The sequence below is a fragment of the Arthrobacter sp. PAMC25564 genome, from assembly GCF_004798705.1.
Taxonomy (GTDB): domain Bacteria; phylum Actinomycetota; class Actinomycetes; order Actinomycetales; family Micrococcaceae; genus Arthrobacter.
In genome coordinates, this window is the sequence record NZ_CP039290.1 from 3545398 (window position 1) to 3561858 (window position 16461).

Here is a 16461-nt window from a genome sequence, read left to right on the forward strand (position 1 = left end):
CCTGGCCCCCACAAGGACCGGGAACGAATTAGAACAGGACGGTGGCGAAGGTGCCGACCTGCTGGAAGCCCACCCGCTCGTAGGTGGCGCGGGCCCGGGTGTTGAAGCCGTTGACGTAGAGGCTCGTGACCGGCGCCATCGTCTGGGCCATGACCACGACGGCGGCCATGTAGCCGGCGCTGAGGCCGAGGCCACGGAATTTGGGGTTCATCCAGACGCCCTGGACCTGGGTTGCCTCCGGCGTCACTGCGCCAAGCTCGGCCTTGAACACAACGTCCCCGTCGTCGTTCAGATGCGCCAGCGAATGCCCGGCCCGGATCAGGCCCTTGACCCGCCGGCTGTAGTACTCCCTGCCGCCGAGGTACGGAGAGTATCCCACTTCTTCCTCGAACATCGCGGCGCAGGCGGGAAGGATCTTGTCGAAATCCGCGAGCTGGCCGAAGCCCAGCGCGGGCTCCGGGCGGACGGCGGGCGGCCCGGAGATGCTCATCAGCGGCTGGTCTTCGCGGATTTCATGCGCAGTCTGGCCGAACTGCTCGAGGCCGGCGAAGAGGGCCATCACCGTTTCGGCCGGACCGAAGATCGAGGCGTAGCGGCGCCCGGAGTGGTGCGCAGCTGCCGCCACAAGGCCCGCCAGTTCGGGGTCCAGCTGCACGGGCACGAGGTTTGCGCCTGCCCAGCAGGCACCGAGGAGGGTTCCGCCGTCGAACACGCCAAGGATACTGGCACCGCCGGCAGTGGGCGACGCAGTTCCGGCCGCCTCCAGGTGGGACAGGATGAAGGCATTGGCGACCGGTTCCTGCCGGGCCAGTTCCAACAGTTGTGCAGTGTCCGCGCCGCCCAGGACGCGGACGGCGACGCCGGCAGCGGCGCCCTCCCTACGAGACGCTAACCACGGGGCTACCCTTGACAGCATCTTCGCCACCGGCCTCCCCCATCTCTTCAGCGATACGCATGGCCTCTTCGATCAGTGTCTCAACAATCTGGTCCTCAGGCACAGTCTTGATGACCTGGCCGCGCACAAAAATCTGCCCCTTGCCGTTCCCCGAGGCGACGCCAAGGTCCGCCTCGCGGGCTTCACCGGGACCGTTCACGACGCAGCCCATGACGGCGACGCGCAGCGGGATCTCCATGCCTTCAAGACCTGCGGTGACCTGCTCGGCGAGCGTGTACACGTCCACCTGGGCGCGGCCGCAGGACGGGCAGGAGACGATCTCGAGCTTGCGCGGGCGCAGGTTGAGCGACTGCAGGATCTGGTTGCCCACCTTGATTTCCTCCACCGGCGGCGCGGAGAGGGACACCCGGATGGTGTCGCCGATGCCGCGTGAGAGCAGCGCGCCGAAGGCCGTGGCGGACTTGATGGTGCCCTGGAATGCCGGTCCGGCCTCGGTGACGCCGAGGTGCAGCGGCCAGTCGCCCTGCTCGGCGAGCATCTCGTAGGCGGCGACCATGATGACCGGGTCATTGTGCTTGACCGAGATCTTGAAGTCGTGGAAGCCGTGCTCTTCAAACAGCGAGGCTTCCCAGACGGCAGATTCCACGAGGGCTTCCGGGGTGGCCTTACCGTACTTCTTCAGGATGCCGGGCTCCAGCGAGCCTGCGTTGATGCCGATGCGGATGGAGGTGCCGTGGTCCTTCGCGGCGCGCGCAATTTCCTTGACCTGGTCATCGAATTTGCGGATGTTGCCGGGGTTCACCCGCACTGCCGCGCAGCCGGCCTCGATCGCCGCGAAGACGTATTTCGGCTGGAAGTGGATGTCCGCGATCACCGGGATCTGGGACTTCTTCGCGATGATCGGCAGCGCTTCGGCGTCGTCGGCGGACGGGCAGGCGACCCGCACGATGTCGCAGCCGGAGGCCGTCAGTTCGGCAATCTGCTGCAGGGTGGCGTTGATGTCCGTGGTCGGCGTCGTGGTCATCGACTGGACGCTGATCGGGGAATCGGAGCCGACGCCGACGGAACCGACCTTGATCTGGCGGGTCTTCCGGCGGGGGGCAAGAACGGGGGGCGGTGCTGACGGCATTCCCAGGCTGACCGAGGTCACATGGACTCCTTAGATCGAAGTATCGCTGGTCTGTTGGCGGGACGGGCTAGGCTGCGTGGTCGGCCAGGAGGCCGGTCAGCGGGGCCCACACGCTCGTCCGCGTGCCGGAGATGGCGCCGGCGGCAGCGAACGGATCCTGCTTCAGGAGTTCATTCAGGGCCTTCTCATCGGCCGCTTTGAAGATCAGCAGGGCGCCCGCTCCGTCCCCGTAGGGGCCGCTGGCGAGCAGCGCGCCTTCGCTTACCAGGCCCGCGGTCCATTCGCGGTGCGCGGGACGGCTGGCGTCACGGGCATCGGAGGATTCAGCGTCGTATACGTACTCCACAGCAAAAACAGTCATACGGATACACTATCGCCCCGCCCGCCGGGTTCCCATCCGGGCCGCGGGAGCGGCCGTCCGGGCTCATTCCGGGGCTTTCCCGGGCTCAGCCCGGGAAGAAGACCCTGGCCAGCGCCGCGATACCGGCCGCCCACAGCATCGAGGTGAAGGTTCCGATGATGAACCGCTCGGCCGCCACCGGCGTCGCCTTCAGCTCGGCAAAGCGGCCCAGGCCCTTGATGGCCACCACGTAGGCGATGGCCACCGGCTGGCCGGCAAGGATCGCGAAGCAGACCGCCAGCCGCTCGAGGACACCGATGATCGCGCCTCCCCGCAGGATGCGTGCGTTGCTGACGGCCTCGGGCTCCGGCACCGGAGACGGTGCCTGCTGCGGCTGCTGGGCCGCTGAATCTGCCATATCACCGACGTTAACGGCCGGGTCAACGGTGACGTCGGCCGAGGGGTCCTCCACGGCGGCGGCGGCGCTGCCGTGACTGCCGGGACTGCTGGCGGCGTCGGCCCGTTCGTCGATGGTCCGGGCCAGCCGGAAGACCAGGGCGGTGACCGGCCAGCCGGCGAATCCCGCCGTGAGCAGGGCCACGGTGATCCAGAGGGCGTTCACCGGGCTCCTTCTGTGCTGTCATGGGCTGTGCTGTCATGGGCGAAGGCCAGCAGCATTTCCGCAGCGGGCCTCGCCGCCCATTCTTCCTGCCAGCCGGACCGCAGGAGCGCACGGCTCACCGACTGTTCGGTGATTCCGAGTTTCCGCGCGGCCATCTTTTGCGTCCCGTGGGTGCCGGGATGGCCCTGCTGCACCGAGCGCAGCACGTCCACCACCTTCCATTGCGCCGCGGTCCGGTCCTGGACCAGCCGTCCGATCAGCCGCAGCACCGCCTCGGCGTTGGCGCAGGCCCTGGTTCCCGCCGATACCGCCGATACCGCCGCGGATCCATCCGCGGGCGGCGCGGCATTTCGCGTTGGGAGGGTGCCGGAAACCACGGAGAGCGGCACATGGGCTGCTGCCGCCTTGGCCCGGTCCACGGCGAGCCGGGCTGCCACGAACGCCGGTCCGGAGCCCTCGCGGGGGCTGGCCGGCAGCGGGAGGTCCACCGCCCCGACGCCGATCCCGACATACCACCGGCCGCTGCGCAGGGCATGCAGGGCGATCTCCACCACTTCGTCCGGGCGTTCCACCACGCCCTGGACCTCGTCGCCCACGGAGCGCTCGAAGCGCCCGGCGGTGGAGAGTGTGCCCAGCTCGGCGAGGAGCGCGGGGACCCGGTCGACGTCGGCAGTACTGCCGCGCTGGTCAATGGTCATCACGTACATACGGCAACCCTAAAAGGCTGATATTCAAAAATCAATCATATTCAACTGATTCGCGAAAATAAGCCGATATTAGCTGATAACTAACGAAGTTCAACCCGGTTAACTGGCCCGGCGGGACCCACCGAGGCTGCCCACGCTGCCGGGGCGGGCGGACCCGGCGCCACCCGGAGGCACTTTGACACGAAACGCCCGGCGCCGTCGTCCATTTCGACGCCGGACCACGGCAAAGTGCCCCCGGGCCGCAGGGCAAGGCCGCCGGGTCAGCCGAAGAGGTTGACCGGCTTGACGATGTCCGCGTAGATCAGCAGCGCCCCCATGCCCATCAGCAGCACCGCCACCACATAGGTCACCGGGAGCAGTTTCGCGATGTCGAACGCGCCGGGATCAGGACGGCCGAACAGCTTGGCAATCCGGCGCCGGGCCCCCTCGTAGAGCGCACCGGCCACGTGGCCGCCGTCGAGCGGCAACAGCGGAACGAGGTTGAAGACGGCCAGGGCGAAGTTGAGCCCGGCCAGCAGCCCGACGAGGACGGCCAGGCGGGACTGCAGCGGAACGTCCTCCATGGCGGCGACCTCGCCCGCCACGCGGCCCACGCCCACCACACTGATCGGCCCGTTGGGATCCCGGGGCTCCTCACTGAACGCCGCCTTCGCCACGCCCGCCACGCGCGCCGGGAGGTTCACGATGACGCCGGCGATCTGCTTGATGTTCTCGCCCGCCATCGGAAGCACGGCCGACGCCGGCTGCTGCACCAGCGCGGTCTGCGCGCCGATGCCCAGGAATCCGACGTCCTGGTAAAGGAGCTTGCCGTCTGCGTCCTTGGCCTGCCGGCCGTCGACGCCGACCACCGGGCGTGACGAGAGCACCGGGGTGACGGTGGTGGTCACCGGGGCGCCGTCGCGCTGAACCGTGATGCTGACCTGTTTGCCCGCCGAGGCGCGGATCCAGCCGGTGAGTTCGTCCCAGTTCGTGACAGCCTTGCCGTCAAAGGAGGTGATGACGTCGTTGGGCTTCAGTCCGGCGGCGGCCGCGGGGGTGAGCTTGCAGTCAGCGGAGTTCGGGTCCACGGTCTCGCCGGCCTTGACCTGGCATTTGGAGACGTCGGCGACCGTGGTGGTCTGCGCCGCGACGCCGAACCCCATCAGCAGCACTGCGGTCAGTACGACGCCGATCAGCATGTTCATCGCCGGTCCGCCGAGCATAACGATGATTTTCTTCCAGACCGGGAGCCGGTAGAAGACACGGTTCTCATCTCCCGGGCCGACTTCCTCATGGGCCAGGGAGCGGGCGTCGGAGGCGAGGGACTGGAACATGCCGGTACTGGAGGGACGGACCGTGCCGTCGTCCTTGTTCGGCGGGTACATGCCGATCATGGACACGTAGCCGCCCAGCGGGATGGCCTTGAAGCCGTACTCGGTCTCGCCCCTTTTCCGGGACCAGACGGTGGGCCCGAAGCCGATCATGTACTTGGTGACCCGGACCTTGAACAGCTTGGCGGGAAGCAGGTGCCCCACCTCGTGCAGGGCAATGGACACGGCGACGCCGATCGCCACGAAGACGACACCGAGGATAAAGAGGAGGACGGGGCTCATGCGTTGATCTGCTGCTTCCTGGAGACTTCTTGGCTAATTCGACACTTCTCTTCGGCGCGTTCCTTAGAGACTTCTGACGGCCAAACGATCGTGGGCCCGCGCGCGTGCCCACTTTTCAGCATCCAGCACGGACTCCACCGTCAGCCCGGAGGAGCCTGTGTGTTCGCTGAGTATGGCCTCGATCGTATCGACGATGTCGGTGAAGCGGATGCGGCCGGCGTGGAATGCCATCACGGCCTCCTCGTTCGCGGCGTTGAAGACCGCAGGGTAGGTGCTCCCCCGCCTGGCGGCGTCCTTCGCGAGGCCGACGGCGGGGAAGGCCACCGTGTCCAGCGGCTCGAACGTCCAGCTGGTGGCCGTGCTCCAGTCGCAGGCCCGGGCGGCCCGGGGCACGCGGTCCGGCCAGCCGAGGCCCAGGGCGATGGGCAGGCGCATGTCCGGCGGGGACGCCTGGACGATCGTGGAGCCGTCGACGAACTGGACCATCGAGTGGACCACGGACTGGGGATGGACGACGACGTCGATCCGCTCCAGCGGGATGTCGAAGAGCAGGTGGGCCTCGATCACCTCAAGTCCCTTGTTGACGAGGCTGGCGGAGTTGGTGGTGACCATCAGGCCCATGTCCCAGGTCGGGTGCGCCAGGGCGTCCCGCGGGGAAACATCGTGCAACTGATCCCGGGTCCGGCCGCGGAACGGTCCGCCGGAGGCGGTCAGGATCAGCCGGTCCACCTCGGCCGCGGTGCCGGAGCGCAGGCACTGGGCGATGGCCGAATGCTCCGAATCCACCGGGACGATCTGGCCTTCGCGGGCCGCGGCCTTGACGAGGGCACCGCCGACAATGAGTGATTCCTTGTTGGCCAGGGCCAGGGTCGCCCCGGACTTGAGCGCGGCCAGGGTGGGTGCCAGTCCGATGGAGCCGGTGATGCCGTTGAGGACGACGTCGGCCGGAACCTCGGCGATCCGGGTGGAGGCGTCCGGGCCGGTGATAAGTTCGGGCCGGTACCCGGCCAGGCCCGCGGAGCGGGCGGCGTCGTCGATCAGCTTTTGCAGGACGGAGGCGTCTCCGGCGGCAACGCCGACCGCCCGGGCCCGGGTGTGCACGGCCTGCCGGGCGAGGAGCCCGAGGTTCCCGCCGCCGGCGCTGAGCGCCACGACCTCGAAAAGGTGGGCGGCGCCGTCGACGACGTCAATCGCCTGTGTGCCGATGGAACCGGTGGACCCGAGGATGACGATCTTGCGCGGCTGCATGGCTTAAGTATCCCGTATTGCGGCTCACGGTCCTTCCGCGGGACCGGCTCCACTTCGGGGCCCGCTGTTTCTGGGCCCGCTGTGCCCTGGCTCAGCCGTTTGCCGGATATGGCCGCTATGGGATCGCCATTGCGGCCGTTTGCGGCAAACCGACGAACAATCGCGACGACGGCACCGCCCACCCGACGGCGCCGCCCACCATCAGGCCGTGGATCGCAGCACATTGACGCCACGCACGCCAGGCGTAACGTGGGAAACGTGGAGTGGGCCACGTGGTTCGATGCGCCGGAGTACGAGTTCGCCCGGCAGGTATTGCAGCGCGGCATCGCCTCGCTCTACTTCGTGGCGTTCCTCTCCTCGCTCAACCAGTTTCCCGCCCTGCTCGGCGAGCGTGGGTTGCTGCCGGTGCCGGCCTTCCTCGAGGGTTTCAGCCTGCTGCGCCGGCCCAGCCTGTTCCGCTGGCGCTACTCGGACCGGCTGCTCCGGGCGGTCTGCTGGGCCGGGCTGGCCATTGCGGCCGCCCTCATCCTCGGGCTCCCCCAGCTCGGTCCGCCGTGGATTCCGTTGCTCGCCTTCCTGGCCCTGTGGCTGCTGTATATGTCGATCGTCAACGTGGGCCAGACATTCTACGGCTTCGGCTGGGAGATGCTGCTGCTCGAGGCCGGGTTCACGGTGGCCTTCCTCGGCTCCGACCAGACTCCCCCGCCCCGGACCATCCTGATCCTGCTGGCCTGGCTGGTGTTCCGGCTGGAGTTCGGCGCCGGCATGATCAAGATCCGCGGCGGCCGCGAATGGCGGGACCTGACGGCCCTGTACTACCACCACGAGACCCAGCCGATGCCCGGGCCGCTGAGCCGGCAGGCCCATCTGCTGCCCAAGCCCTTCCACCGGCTCGAGGTCCTGGGCAACCATTTCGCCCAGCTGGTGGTGCCGTTCTTCCTCTTCGCACCGCAGCCGCTGGCCAGCGCCGCGGCCGGGATCATCATCTTCACCCAGCTCTGGCTCGTGGCGAGCGGGAACTTTGCCTGGCTCAACTGGATGGCGATCCTGCTCGCCTTCTCGGCGGTCAGTGACCCGGTGGCGCACGCCGTGCTCCCCATCATCCCCCTGGACTGGAGCAGCCCGGCCGCTTCGGCCCAGACCCCGCTGTGGTGGCTGGCCGTGGTCCTGGCGGCCAGCCTCCTGCTGCTGGTGCTCAGCTACCGGCCGATCGAGAACCTGTTCTCCCACCATCAGCTGATGAACGCTGCCTTCAACCGCTGGCAGCTGGTCAACACCTATGGCGCGTTCGGCACGGTCACGAAGCGGCGGATCGAGATCGTCGTCGAGGGAACCCTTGCCGCCGAGCCCGACGACGATTCGGACTGGCGCGAGTACGGCTTCAAGGGCAAGCCCGGCGACGTCCGCCGCATCCCGCGGCAGTGGGCCCCGTACCACCTTCGGCTCGACTGGCTGATGTGGTTCCTGCCGCTGCGGACCGTGCACGAGAGGTGGTTCTACGCCTTCCTGGCCAGGCTGCTGGAGGCCGACCGCCCCACCCTGCGCCTGCTCCGCCATGACCCGTTCGACGGCGCCCGCCCCCACTGGGTAAGGGCCCGCAGCTACCTCTACCACTTCTCGACCCGGGCGGAGTTCCGGGCAACCGGCCAGCGGTGGATGCGGATCCCGTTGCACGAGGTCATCCCGCCGTTGTCCCTGCCGGAGGACTGAATTTCCTGTCCAGGAGTGCACTCATTGGACGCAAATGGCCGGAATGCCGGTCTTCTTTCCGGCCATCTGTGGCGAACAGACACGCAACCGGCTAAGTCCCCGCGGCTGCCGGAGCCCGACGCCGGTCCGGAGCCCTTAGCGGCCGGCGCGGCGCAGGGTGGACTCGGCGTGCTTGAGGATGGGCCCGTCGACCATCTTCCCCTTGAACGCGAACACTCCGGAACCTGCCGCGGCGGCGGCGTCGAGAAGTTCCGTGGCCGAGGCAAGCTCGACATCGGAGGGGGCGTAGGCGGTCCGGACCGCCGCCACCTGGCTCGGGTGGATGCAGGCCTTGGACCCGAAGCCGGAGGCGACGGCGTCGCGGGCTTCCGCGGCCAGGCCGTCCAGGTCCGGGATGTTGACGTACACCGCGTCGATGGCTTCCTTGCCGGATGCGCCCGCGGCCAGGAGCACCATGGAGCGGGCCTGCAGCGCGACGGCACGGTAGGCGCCGTCGTCCGTCCTGCTGGAGGTGCCGCCGAGGGAGGCGAGCAGATCCTCCGCACCCCACATCAGGCCCACCACATTGGGTTCGGCCGCGATGGCGGCGGCGTTCAGGATCCCCGCCGCGGTCTCGCAGAGCGCAATCACGCTGTAGCCCTCAAGCTCCCGGAGCTGTTCGGCGCTCTCGGCCTTGGCGAGCATGATGTGGCGGTACGGGGTGTGCTTGAGGCAGTGCAGGTCCTTCTCGAACTCCTCTGTGCCGGCAGGGTTGATCCGGATGATGGTCCGGCTCGGATCCAGCTCCGGGACGTCGCCCGCGGAGCCGAGCTGGGCAAGGATGGCGCCGCGGGCGCGCTGCTTGTCGGCGGGCGCGACGGCGTCCTCCAGGTCTACGATCACGCCGTCGGAACGCTCGCCGGCCTTCTGGTACCGCTCGGGGCGGTCTGCCGGGCAGAACAACAGGGCAGGGCCCATCTGGAAACTCATGTCTCTATTCTCCCCTGCATTGTTCGTTCCTGGGCATCCGAGTGCGCCGCGCGTGTCCACATCAGGCAACTGCGGGTGGCGAGGGCCACGACGTCGCCGTGCTGGTTCTTTCCGGTGTGCTTCATGGTCACGATCCCTTGGCCCGGGCGTGAGGCGGAGAGCCGCTTCCCGGTCACGACGGTCTCCGTGTACAGGGTGTCCCCGTGGTACATCGGGTGCGGGAAGGACACATCCGTCAGGCCCAACTGGGCAATGATGGTGCCCTGCGTGAGCTGGGGAACGGACTGGCCCACCACGGTGGCCAGGGTGAACATCGAGTTCACCAGCCGCTGGCCGAACGGCTGGTCCGCGCTCCAGGCCGCGTCGAGGTGCAGCGCCTGGGTGTTCATGGTCATGGTGGTGAACAGGACGTTGTCCGTCTCGGTGACCGTGCGGCCGGGCCGGTGCGCGTAGACCACGTCCTCTTCGAGTTCGTCGAAGTAGAGGCCGCGCTGCTCTATCACCCGGGGTTCAATGACCCGCTGCGGCGGAGGATTCGCGGTCATACGGTCAGTTCCTGGTCTTCCTCGAAAAGCTCGGCGCCCGTCGCCGCCGCGACGTCCTCTGCCGACACGTTGGGCGCCAGTTCGCGCAGCACCAGCCGGGACGTCCCGCCGTCGGATACGACGTCGATCACGGCGAGGTCGGTGATGATCCGGTCCACGCAGGCTTTCCCTGTCAGCGGCAGGGTGCATTGTTCGACGATCTTCGGTTTGCCGTTGCGGTCCACGTGCTCCATCATCACGATCACCTTCTTGGCGCCGAAGACCAGGTCCATGGCGCCGCCCATGCCCTTGACCATCTTGCCCGGAATCATCCAGTTGGCCAGGTCCCCGTTCTGGGCCACTTCCATCGCGCCAAGCACGGCCACATCCACGTGCCCTCCCCGGATCATGCCGAACGAGGCCGCGGAATCGAAGAAGGCGGCGCCCTTGTTGACCGTGACGGTTTCCTTTCCGGCATTGATCAGGTCGGGATCGACGTCGTCCTCGCCCGGGTACGGCCCGACGCCCAGGATGCCGTTTTCCGAGTGCAGGACCACCTCGATGCCGGCGGGAATGTAATTGGGGATCAGCGTGGGCATGCCGATGCCAAGGTTGACGTACTGCCCGTTCCGCAGTTCCTGCGCCACCCGGGCGGCAAGTTCGTTCCGCGTCCAGCCTTTACCCTCATTACCGGCGGGATGTCCCACGGCGGCCGGCCGGTATTCGTGGCGGACGGCTTCGGGACGGGGAGGTTCACCTTGAGGGCTGTTCGTTTCCACGGCTATGCTCCTGCCTGGTCGGTGCTGCCGGAGAGGGGGCCGGTGGCCGGCACCGCGACCGTCCGCTTTTCGATGCGCTTCTCCATCTGCGGCGCAACGACCACCCGCTGGACGAAGATGCCGGGAACGTGGACGTGCTCCGGATCCAGCTCCCCCGGTTCCACGAGTTCCTCGACCTCCGCTATGGTGACCCTCCCCGCCATGGCGCACAGCGGATTGAAATTCATGGCGGTGGCGTGGAAGACGAGGTTTCCGTGGCGGTCACCCTTCCAGGCGTGCACCAGCCCGAAGTCCGGCGTCAGCGATTCTTCCAGGACGTAGTCGGCACCGTTGAAGCTGCGGACCTCCTTCGGTGCGGAGGCGATCGCGATGTTGCCCTCGGCGTCGTACTTCTGCGGCAGCCCTCCCTCGGACACCTGGGTGCCGACACCGGCCGGCGTGTAGAACGCGGGAATGCCGGCCCCGCCGGCGCGCAGCTTTTCGGCCAGCGTTCCCTGGGGGGTGAGGACCACCTCGAGCTCGCCGGCGAGGTACTGCCGGGCGAACTCCTTGTTCTCCCCCACATAGGAGCTGATGGTGCGGCGGATCCGGCCGTCCCGCAGCAGGATCCCCAGCCCCCAGTCGTCGACGCCGCAGTTATTGCTGACGGTCTCCAGGTCCGTGGTGCCGTGCTCGTGCAGGGCATCGATCAGGGCCACCGGGATGCCGCAGAGCCCGAACCCGCCGACGGCGAGCGAGGCGCCGTCGTGAATGTCCGCCACCGCCGCTGCAGCGCTGGCAACAACCTTGTTAATCATCGATGATCCTTCCAGAGGGTCCAGACAGGCACTGCCGCCGGGCCTCGGTCAGAGGCCCAGTTCGCGGGCGATCAGCATCAGCTGGACCTCCGTGGTGCCCTCCCCGACTTCAAGGATCTTGGAGTCGCGATAGTGGCGCGCCACGGTGAATTCGTTGATGAAGCCATAGCCGCCGAACACCTGGGTGGCGTCCCGCGCGTTGTCCATGGCTGCCTCGCCTGCGACCATCTTAGCGATGGCCGCCTGCGTCTTGAATGGCTTGCCGGCGAGCATCCGGGCGGCCGCGTCGTAGTAGGCCAGGCGGGCGGTGTGCGCGCGGGCCTGCATGCGGGCGATCTTGAACGCGATCGCCTGGTATTTGCCGATGTTCTGCCCGAAGGCGCTGCGTTCCTTGGCGTATTTCACCGACTGGTCCACGCAGCCCTGGGCGGCCCCGGTGGCGAGCGCGGCGATGGCGATCCGGCCCTCATCCAGGATGGACAGGAAATTGGCGTAACCGCGGCCCCGGGTGCCGAGCAGGTTCGCCTCGGGGACGTGGACGTTGTCCAGGGTCAGCGGGTGGGTGTCCGAGGCGTTCCAGCCGACCTTGTTGTAGGCCTTTTCCGCCGTGAATCCGGGGGTGTTGGTGGGCACCAGGATCGTGGAGATTTCCTTCTTGATGCTGCCGTCCGGGCGTTCCTCCTGGCCGGTCACGGCGGTGACGGTGACGAGGCGGGTGATGTCGGTGCCGGAGTTCGTGATGAACTCCTTGTTGCCGTTGATGACCCACTCTCCCCCGCCGGGTTTGGCGGTGGTCTTGGTGCCGCCGGCGTCCGAGCCGGCCTCGGGCTCGGTCAGGCCGAAGCCGGCGAGCGCCTTGCCGGAAGCCAGCAGCGGCAGCCACTCCTGCTTCTGCGCCTCGTTGCCGAAGCGGTGGATCGGCATGGCGCCGAGCGAGACTCCGGCTTCCAGGGTGATGGCGACGGACTGGTCCACGCGGCCGAGCTGTTCCAGGGCGAGGGCCAGGGCGAAGTAATCCCCGCCCATTCCGCCGAACTCCTCCGGAAAGGGCAGGCCGAACAGGCCCATGTCCGCCATCTGGGCGACGACCTCGTAGGGGAAGCTGTGCTCTTCGTCGTGCTTGGCGGACACCGGGGCCACCACTTCATCGGCGAATTCGCGGACGGTGTCGCTGAGGTCCTGGTAATCCTCGCTGAGTTCAAAATCCATTGGGGGCTCCTGTGTCTGTGCTGCGTGGTCTGTTGCTGAAGCTGGGGTGTTACTCCGCCGCGCCCATGGCGATGACGGCTTCCTCGATGGTGTCCTCGGCTGCGTTCTCCGCCGAGGGCGGGGCCGGAGCGTGGATCGTGGCGAGCACCTGGTCCGCCTTCACGAGGTCCCCGGACATGATGCTGATGTGCACGGTGCCGGCGAGGGGCGCCACGAGCTGGTGTTCCATCTTCATGGCCTCCACGGAGAGCAACACCTGGCCGGCCTCCACGGTGTCGCCGTTGCTGACGGAGACGGACACCACGGTGCCGGGCATCGGCGAGCGCACGGCGGGGTCCGCGGCGCCCTCTTCGCGTTCGATCGCCGCCAGCACCCGGGCCAGCCTCGTCTCCCGGGCGAGCACCTCCAGGCGGCAGGACCAGCCCTCGTTGCCGAGGAAGAGCTCGGTGGGTGCGCGGGGCGTCGGACTGTCCCCGCCCGGTGTGGCAGGTCCTGTGTAAGCCGGGGCAAGGGAGTAGCCGCGGGTTTCACCGTCGAGGGTCAGCTCGATACGACTTCTCCTGAGGAACTGCAAGGACGCCGTACGTTGCGGGCCGTCGCCGACCGACACGAGGACCGCACCGTCGGCGGCACGGCCTGTCACGCCGACTGCCCCGATGCCGCCATCTGATGTTCCCAGGCTGACCCGCCGCGGAGCCTGCGCGCCGAGACGCCAGCCGTCACGGCGCCGCCAGGGGCCCGCCGACGGGGCGGGGTTGTTTTGCTCCTCCATCGCCACTGCGTACAGGGCGGCGGCCACCAGCTCGAAGTCGCCCACGCGCCGGAAGCTGAAGTCCGGCATTTTGCGTTCGATCAGGCCCGTGTCGAGGCGGCCGGCGCGGACGTCGGCGTCGTTGACCAGAAGACGGAGGTATTCGACGTTGGTGTCCACACCTAGCGCGGTGTACCCGGTGAGCGCCTCGTCCAGGGTATCCAGGGCGACGGTGCGGTCCTGGCCCCACGCGATGACCTTGGAGATCATCGGGTCATAGCTCGAAGAAATCTCCAGGCCTTCAACCAGGGCTGAGTCCACCCGGACGCGGCCCGGGGCGCCTGGCCGCTGCGCGGGTCCGGGCAGTTCGTCCAGCAGCAGCACGGTCCCGGTGGAGGGCAGGAAGTTCCGCTCCGGGATTTCGGCGTAGACCCGCGCCTCCACCGAGTGCCCGGTGAGGACGACGTCGTCCTGGGCCACGGTGAGTTCCTCGCCGGCGGCAATCCGGACCTGCCATTCGACGAGGTCGACGCCGGTGACCATCTCGGTGACGGGGTGTTCGACCTGCAGCCGGGTGTTCATCTCCATAAAGAAGAACTCGTCCGGGGCGTTGTCCGAGACCAGGAATTCCACGGTGCCGGCGCCGGAGTAGTTGACGCTGCGCGCGGCGTTGCAGGCGGCCTCGCCGAGACGGGCGCGGATCTCCGCGCCGTCGGGCAGGGACTCCAGCAGCGGCGAGGGTGCTTCCTCGATGACCTTCTGGTGGCGGCGCTGCAGCGAGCACTCGCGCTCCCCGAGGTGGATGACGTTGCCGTGGTTGTCGGCCAGGACCTGGACCTCGATGTGCCGCGGGGTGAGGACGAGGCGTTCCAGGAAGAGGGTGTCGTCGCCGAAGGCGCTGGCCGCGACCCGGCGCGCGGTGGCCAGGGTGGCCGCCAGGTCACCTGGGCGTTCGACGATATGCATGCCCTTGCCCCCGCCGCCGGCGGAGGGCTTGATCAGCAGCGGGAAGCCGACGCCGGGCGCGGCCCGGATCAGCTGCGCGTCCGTCATGCCGGGTTCGGCGATGCCCGGGACCACCGGGACGCCGTAGCCGGTGACGTGGTTCTTGGAGCGGATCTTGTCCCCCATGATGTTGAGGGATTCGACGCCGGGGCCGATGAACGTGATGCCGGCCTTTTCCAGGGCGCGGGCGAAGTCCACGTTCTCGCTCAGGAAGCCGTAGCCGGGGTGCACGGCCTCGGCGCCGGTCTCGCGGCAGGCCTGGATGATGGCCTCGATCTTCAGGTAGCTCTCGGGCGCAGCGGCGGGGCCGATCCGCACGGCGACGTCGGCCTCGCGCACATGGCGGGCGCCGGCGTCGGCATCGGAATAGACGGCAACCGAGCGGATACCCAGGGCGCGCAGGGTGCGGATCACGCGGCAGGCGATCTCGCCCCGGTTGGCGACCAGGACGGTGCCGAAGAGGGGCTTGGGGGGTGTTGAAAGAGTAGTGGTCACTGCTGGCTCACATCCGGAACAGGCCGAAGGAGGTCTCCGGCAGCGGGGTGCGGGAGACGACGTCGAGCGCCAGTCCCAGGACGGTGCGGGTGTCCGCGGGGTCGATCACGCCGTCGTCCCAGAGGCGGGCGGTGGAGTAGTAGGGGCTGCCCTGGTCCTCGTACTGCTGCCTGATCGGGGCCTTGAACGCTTCCTCGTCCGCGGCGGACCATTCCTCGCCGCGGGCCTCGTACTGGTCCCGCTTGACGGTGGCGAGCACGCTGGAGGCCTGGTTGCCGCCCATCACGGAGATCCGCGACGCCGGCCACATCCACAGGAAACGCGGCGAGTAGGCCCGCCCGCACATGGAGTAGTTCCCCGCACCGAACGACCCGCCGATCACCACCGTCAGCTTGGGCACCCGGGCGGTGGCGACGGCGGTGACCATCTTGGCGCCGTTCTTCGCGATCCCGCCCTGCTCGTAGTCCTTGCCGACCATAAAGCCGGAGAGGTTCTGCAGGAAGACCAGCGGGATGCCGCGCTGGTCGCACAGTTCGATGAAGTGCGCGCCCTTGAGGGCTGATTCGCTGAACAGCACGCCGTTGTTCGCCACGATACCCACCGGGTGGCCGTGCAGCCTCGCGAAGCCGGTGACCAGGGTGGTGCCGTAGTTCTTCTTGAACTCATGGAAGCGGCTGCCGTCCACCAGCCGGGCGATCACCTCGCGCACGTCGTACTGCGCGTTGACGTCGGTGGGGACCGCGCCGTAGAGCTCGCCCGGGTCCGCAAGCGGTTCGACGGCGGTGGCCACGTCCCAGGCGGGGGCGGCAGGCCGGGGCAGCGTGGAGACGATGTCGCGGACGATCTGGAGGGCATGCTCATCGTTCTCGGCCAGGTGGTCCGTGACGCCGGAGATCTTCGAGTGCACCTCGCCGCCGCCGAGCTCCTCGGCGGTGACGATCTCGCCGATCGCGGCCTTCACCAGCGGCGGCCCACCGAGGAAGATAGTGCCCTGGTTGCGGACAATCACCGTCTCATCGCTCATCGCCGGCACATAGGCGCCGCCGGCGGTGCAGGACCCCATCACGGAGGCGATCTGCGGGATCCCGGCCGCGGACATCCTGGCCTGGTTGAAGAAGATCCGGCCGAAGTGCTCCTTGTCCGGGAAGACCTCGTCCTGCTTGGGCAGGAAGGCGCCGCCGGAGTCCACGAGGTAGATGCAGGGCAGCCGGTTCTCCAGCGCGATTTCCTGGGCCCTCAGGTGCTTCTTCACCGTCATCGGGTAATACGTGCCGCCCTTGACCGTGGCATCGTTGGAGATCACCAGCACCTGCCGGCCGTGCACCAGGCCGATCCCGGCAATCATGCCGGCGCCCGGGGAATCGTCGTTGTACATGCCGTTGGCAGCCAGCGGCGCGATCTCCAGGAACGGGCTGCCGTCATCGAGCAGCCGGTCGATCCGCTCCCGCGGCAGGAGCTTGCCGCGGGCCATGTGGCGTTCCCGGGACTTCTCCGGCCCGCCCAGCGCGGCGGTGGCCAGGCGCTCCTTCAGCTCGCGGGCCAGCCCCAGCTGGGCCTCGCGGTTCGCGGCGAAGGCGGCAGCGGTGGCGTCCACCTGGCTGGCGATTGTCTCCATTGACTGCTTCCGTTCCGTAGCCTGCGTGCCGGACCGGGCGGCTCGAGCCGCCCGGCTATTTCAGTTAGTACCGC

General features: G+C 68.2%; 15 protein-coding genes. 1 reads left to right on the forward strand and 14 read right to left on the reverse strand.

The genetic code is table 11. The annotated features are described in order from the left end of the window. Nucleotides 1–28 precede the first annotated feature (28 nt). From E5206_RS16495 to dxr, 7 genes are all read right to left on the reverse strand, one after another. Complete coding sequence (locus E5206_RS16495) at nt 29–916, reverse strand: GNAT family N-acetyltransferase (protein ID WP_136323434.1); 888 nt, start codon at nt 914–916, stop codon at nt 29–31. Further along, complete coding sequence (gene ispG, locus E5206_RS16500) at nt 879–2045, reverse strand: flavodoxin-dependent (E)-4-hydroxy-3-methylbut-2-enyl-diphosphate synthase (protein ID WP_136323435.1); 1167 nt, start codon at nt 2043–2045, stop codon at nt 879–881. Before ispG ends, E5206_RS16495 begins: the two co-directional genes overlap by 38 nt. A gap of 46 nt (nt 2046–2091) precedes the next feature. Continuing rightward, a complete protein-coding gene (locus E5206_RS16505; RefSeq protein WP_136323436.1) occupies nt 2092–2385 on the reverse strand; it encodes a YciI family protein in 294 nt (97 codons plus the stop codon). An 85-nt stretch (nt 2386–2470) separates the two neighbouring features. Beyond that, the gene (locus E5206_RS16510; RefSeq protein ID WP_136323437.1) at nt 2471–2986 is read right to left on the reverse strand and encodes a hypothetical protein; all 516 of its coding nucleotides are present in this window, start codon (nt 2984–2986) and stop codon (nt 2471–2473) included. Next, on the reverse strand, nt 2983–3693 hold the full coding sequence (locus E5206_RS16515; protein WP_136323438.1) for a MarR family transcriptional regulator: 711 nt from the start codon (nt 3691–3693) through the stop codon (nt 2983–2985). Before E5206_RS16515 ends, E5206_RS16510 begins: the two co-directional genes overlap by 4 nt. Before the next feature lie 260 nt (nt 3694–3953). Next, a complete protein-coding gene (locus tag E5206_RS16520; protein WP_136323439.1) occupies nt 3954–5285 on the reverse strand; it encodes a site-2 protease family protein in 1332 nt (443 codons plus the stop codon). Between the two features lie 63 nt (nt 5286–5348). Next, the gene (dxr, locus tag E5206_RS16525) at nt 5349–6533 is read right to left on the reverse strand and encodes a 1-deoxy-D-xylulose-5-phosphate reductoisomerase (RefSeq protein WP_136323440.1); all 1185 of its coding nucleotides are present in this window, start codon (nt 6531–6533) and stop codon (nt 5349–5351) included. A 258-nt stretch (nt 6534–6791) separates the two neighbouring features. Here dxr and E5206_RS16530 point away from each other — a divergent pair, with 258 nt between their 5' ends. Further along, nucleotides 6792–8243, forward strand: coding sequence for a lipase maturation factor family protein (locus tag E5206_RS16530; RefSeq protein ID WP_136323441.1), 1452 nt, complete (start codon nt 6792–6794; stop codon nt 8241–8243). Nucleotides 8244–8378: 135 nt separating this feature from the next. Here the strand turns inward: E5206_RS16530 and E5206_RS16535 are convergent, their stop codons facing one another. From E5206_RS16535 to E5206_RS16565, 7 genes are read right to left on the reverse strand one after another with little or no spacing between them, the layout of a single operon-like run. Beyond that, nucleotides 8379–9212, reverse strand: a complete 834-nt coding sequence (locus E5206_RS16535; RefSeq protein WP_136323442.1) for a CoA ester lyase — start codon at nt 9210–9212, stop codon at nt 8379–8381. Then, nucleotides 9209–9757, reverse strand: a complete 549-nt coding sequence (locus E5206_RS16540; protein WP_136323443.1) for a MaoC family dehydratase — start codon at nt 9755–9757, stop codon at nt 9209–9211. The genes E5206_RS16535 and E5206_RS16540 overlap by 4 nt, the downstream gene beginning before the upstream one ends. Next, nucleotides 9754–10515: a CoA transferase subunit B gene (locus tag E5206_RS16545; protein ID WP_136323444.1), complete on the reverse strand. Its 762-nt coding sequence runs from the start codon at nt 10513–10515 to the stop codon at nt 9754–9756. Before E5206_RS16545 ends, E5206_RS16540 begins: the two co-directional genes overlap by 4 nt. Before the next feature lie 2 nt (nt 10516–10517). Beyond that, nucleotides 10518–11312, reverse strand: coding sequence for a CoA transferase subunit A (locus E5206_RS16550; RefSeq protein WP_136323445.1), 795 nt, complete (start codon nt 11310–11312; stop codon nt 10518–10520). Nucleotides 11313–11360: 48 nt separating this feature from the next. Next, nucleotides 11361–12521, reverse strand: a complete 1161-nt coding sequence (locus tag E5206_RS16555; RefSeq protein WP_136323446.1) for an acyl-CoA dehydrogenase family protein — start codon at nt 12519–12521, stop codon at nt 11361–11363. A gap of 49 nt (nt 12522–12570) precedes the next feature. Next, nucleotides 12571–14772, reverse strand: coding sequence for a biotin carboxylase N-terminal domain-containing protein (locus E5206_RS16560; RefSeq protein WP_136323447.1), 2202 nt, complete (start codon nt 14770–14772; stop codon nt 12571–12573). Nucleotides 14773–14779: 7 nt separating this feature from the next. Further along, nucleotides 14780–16387, reverse strand: coding sequence for a carboxyl transferase domain-containing protein (locus E5206_RS16565; protein ID WP_136323448.1), 1608 nt, complete (start codon nt 16385–16387; stop codon nt 14780–14782). Nucleotides 16388–16461: the final 74 nt, after the last annotated feature.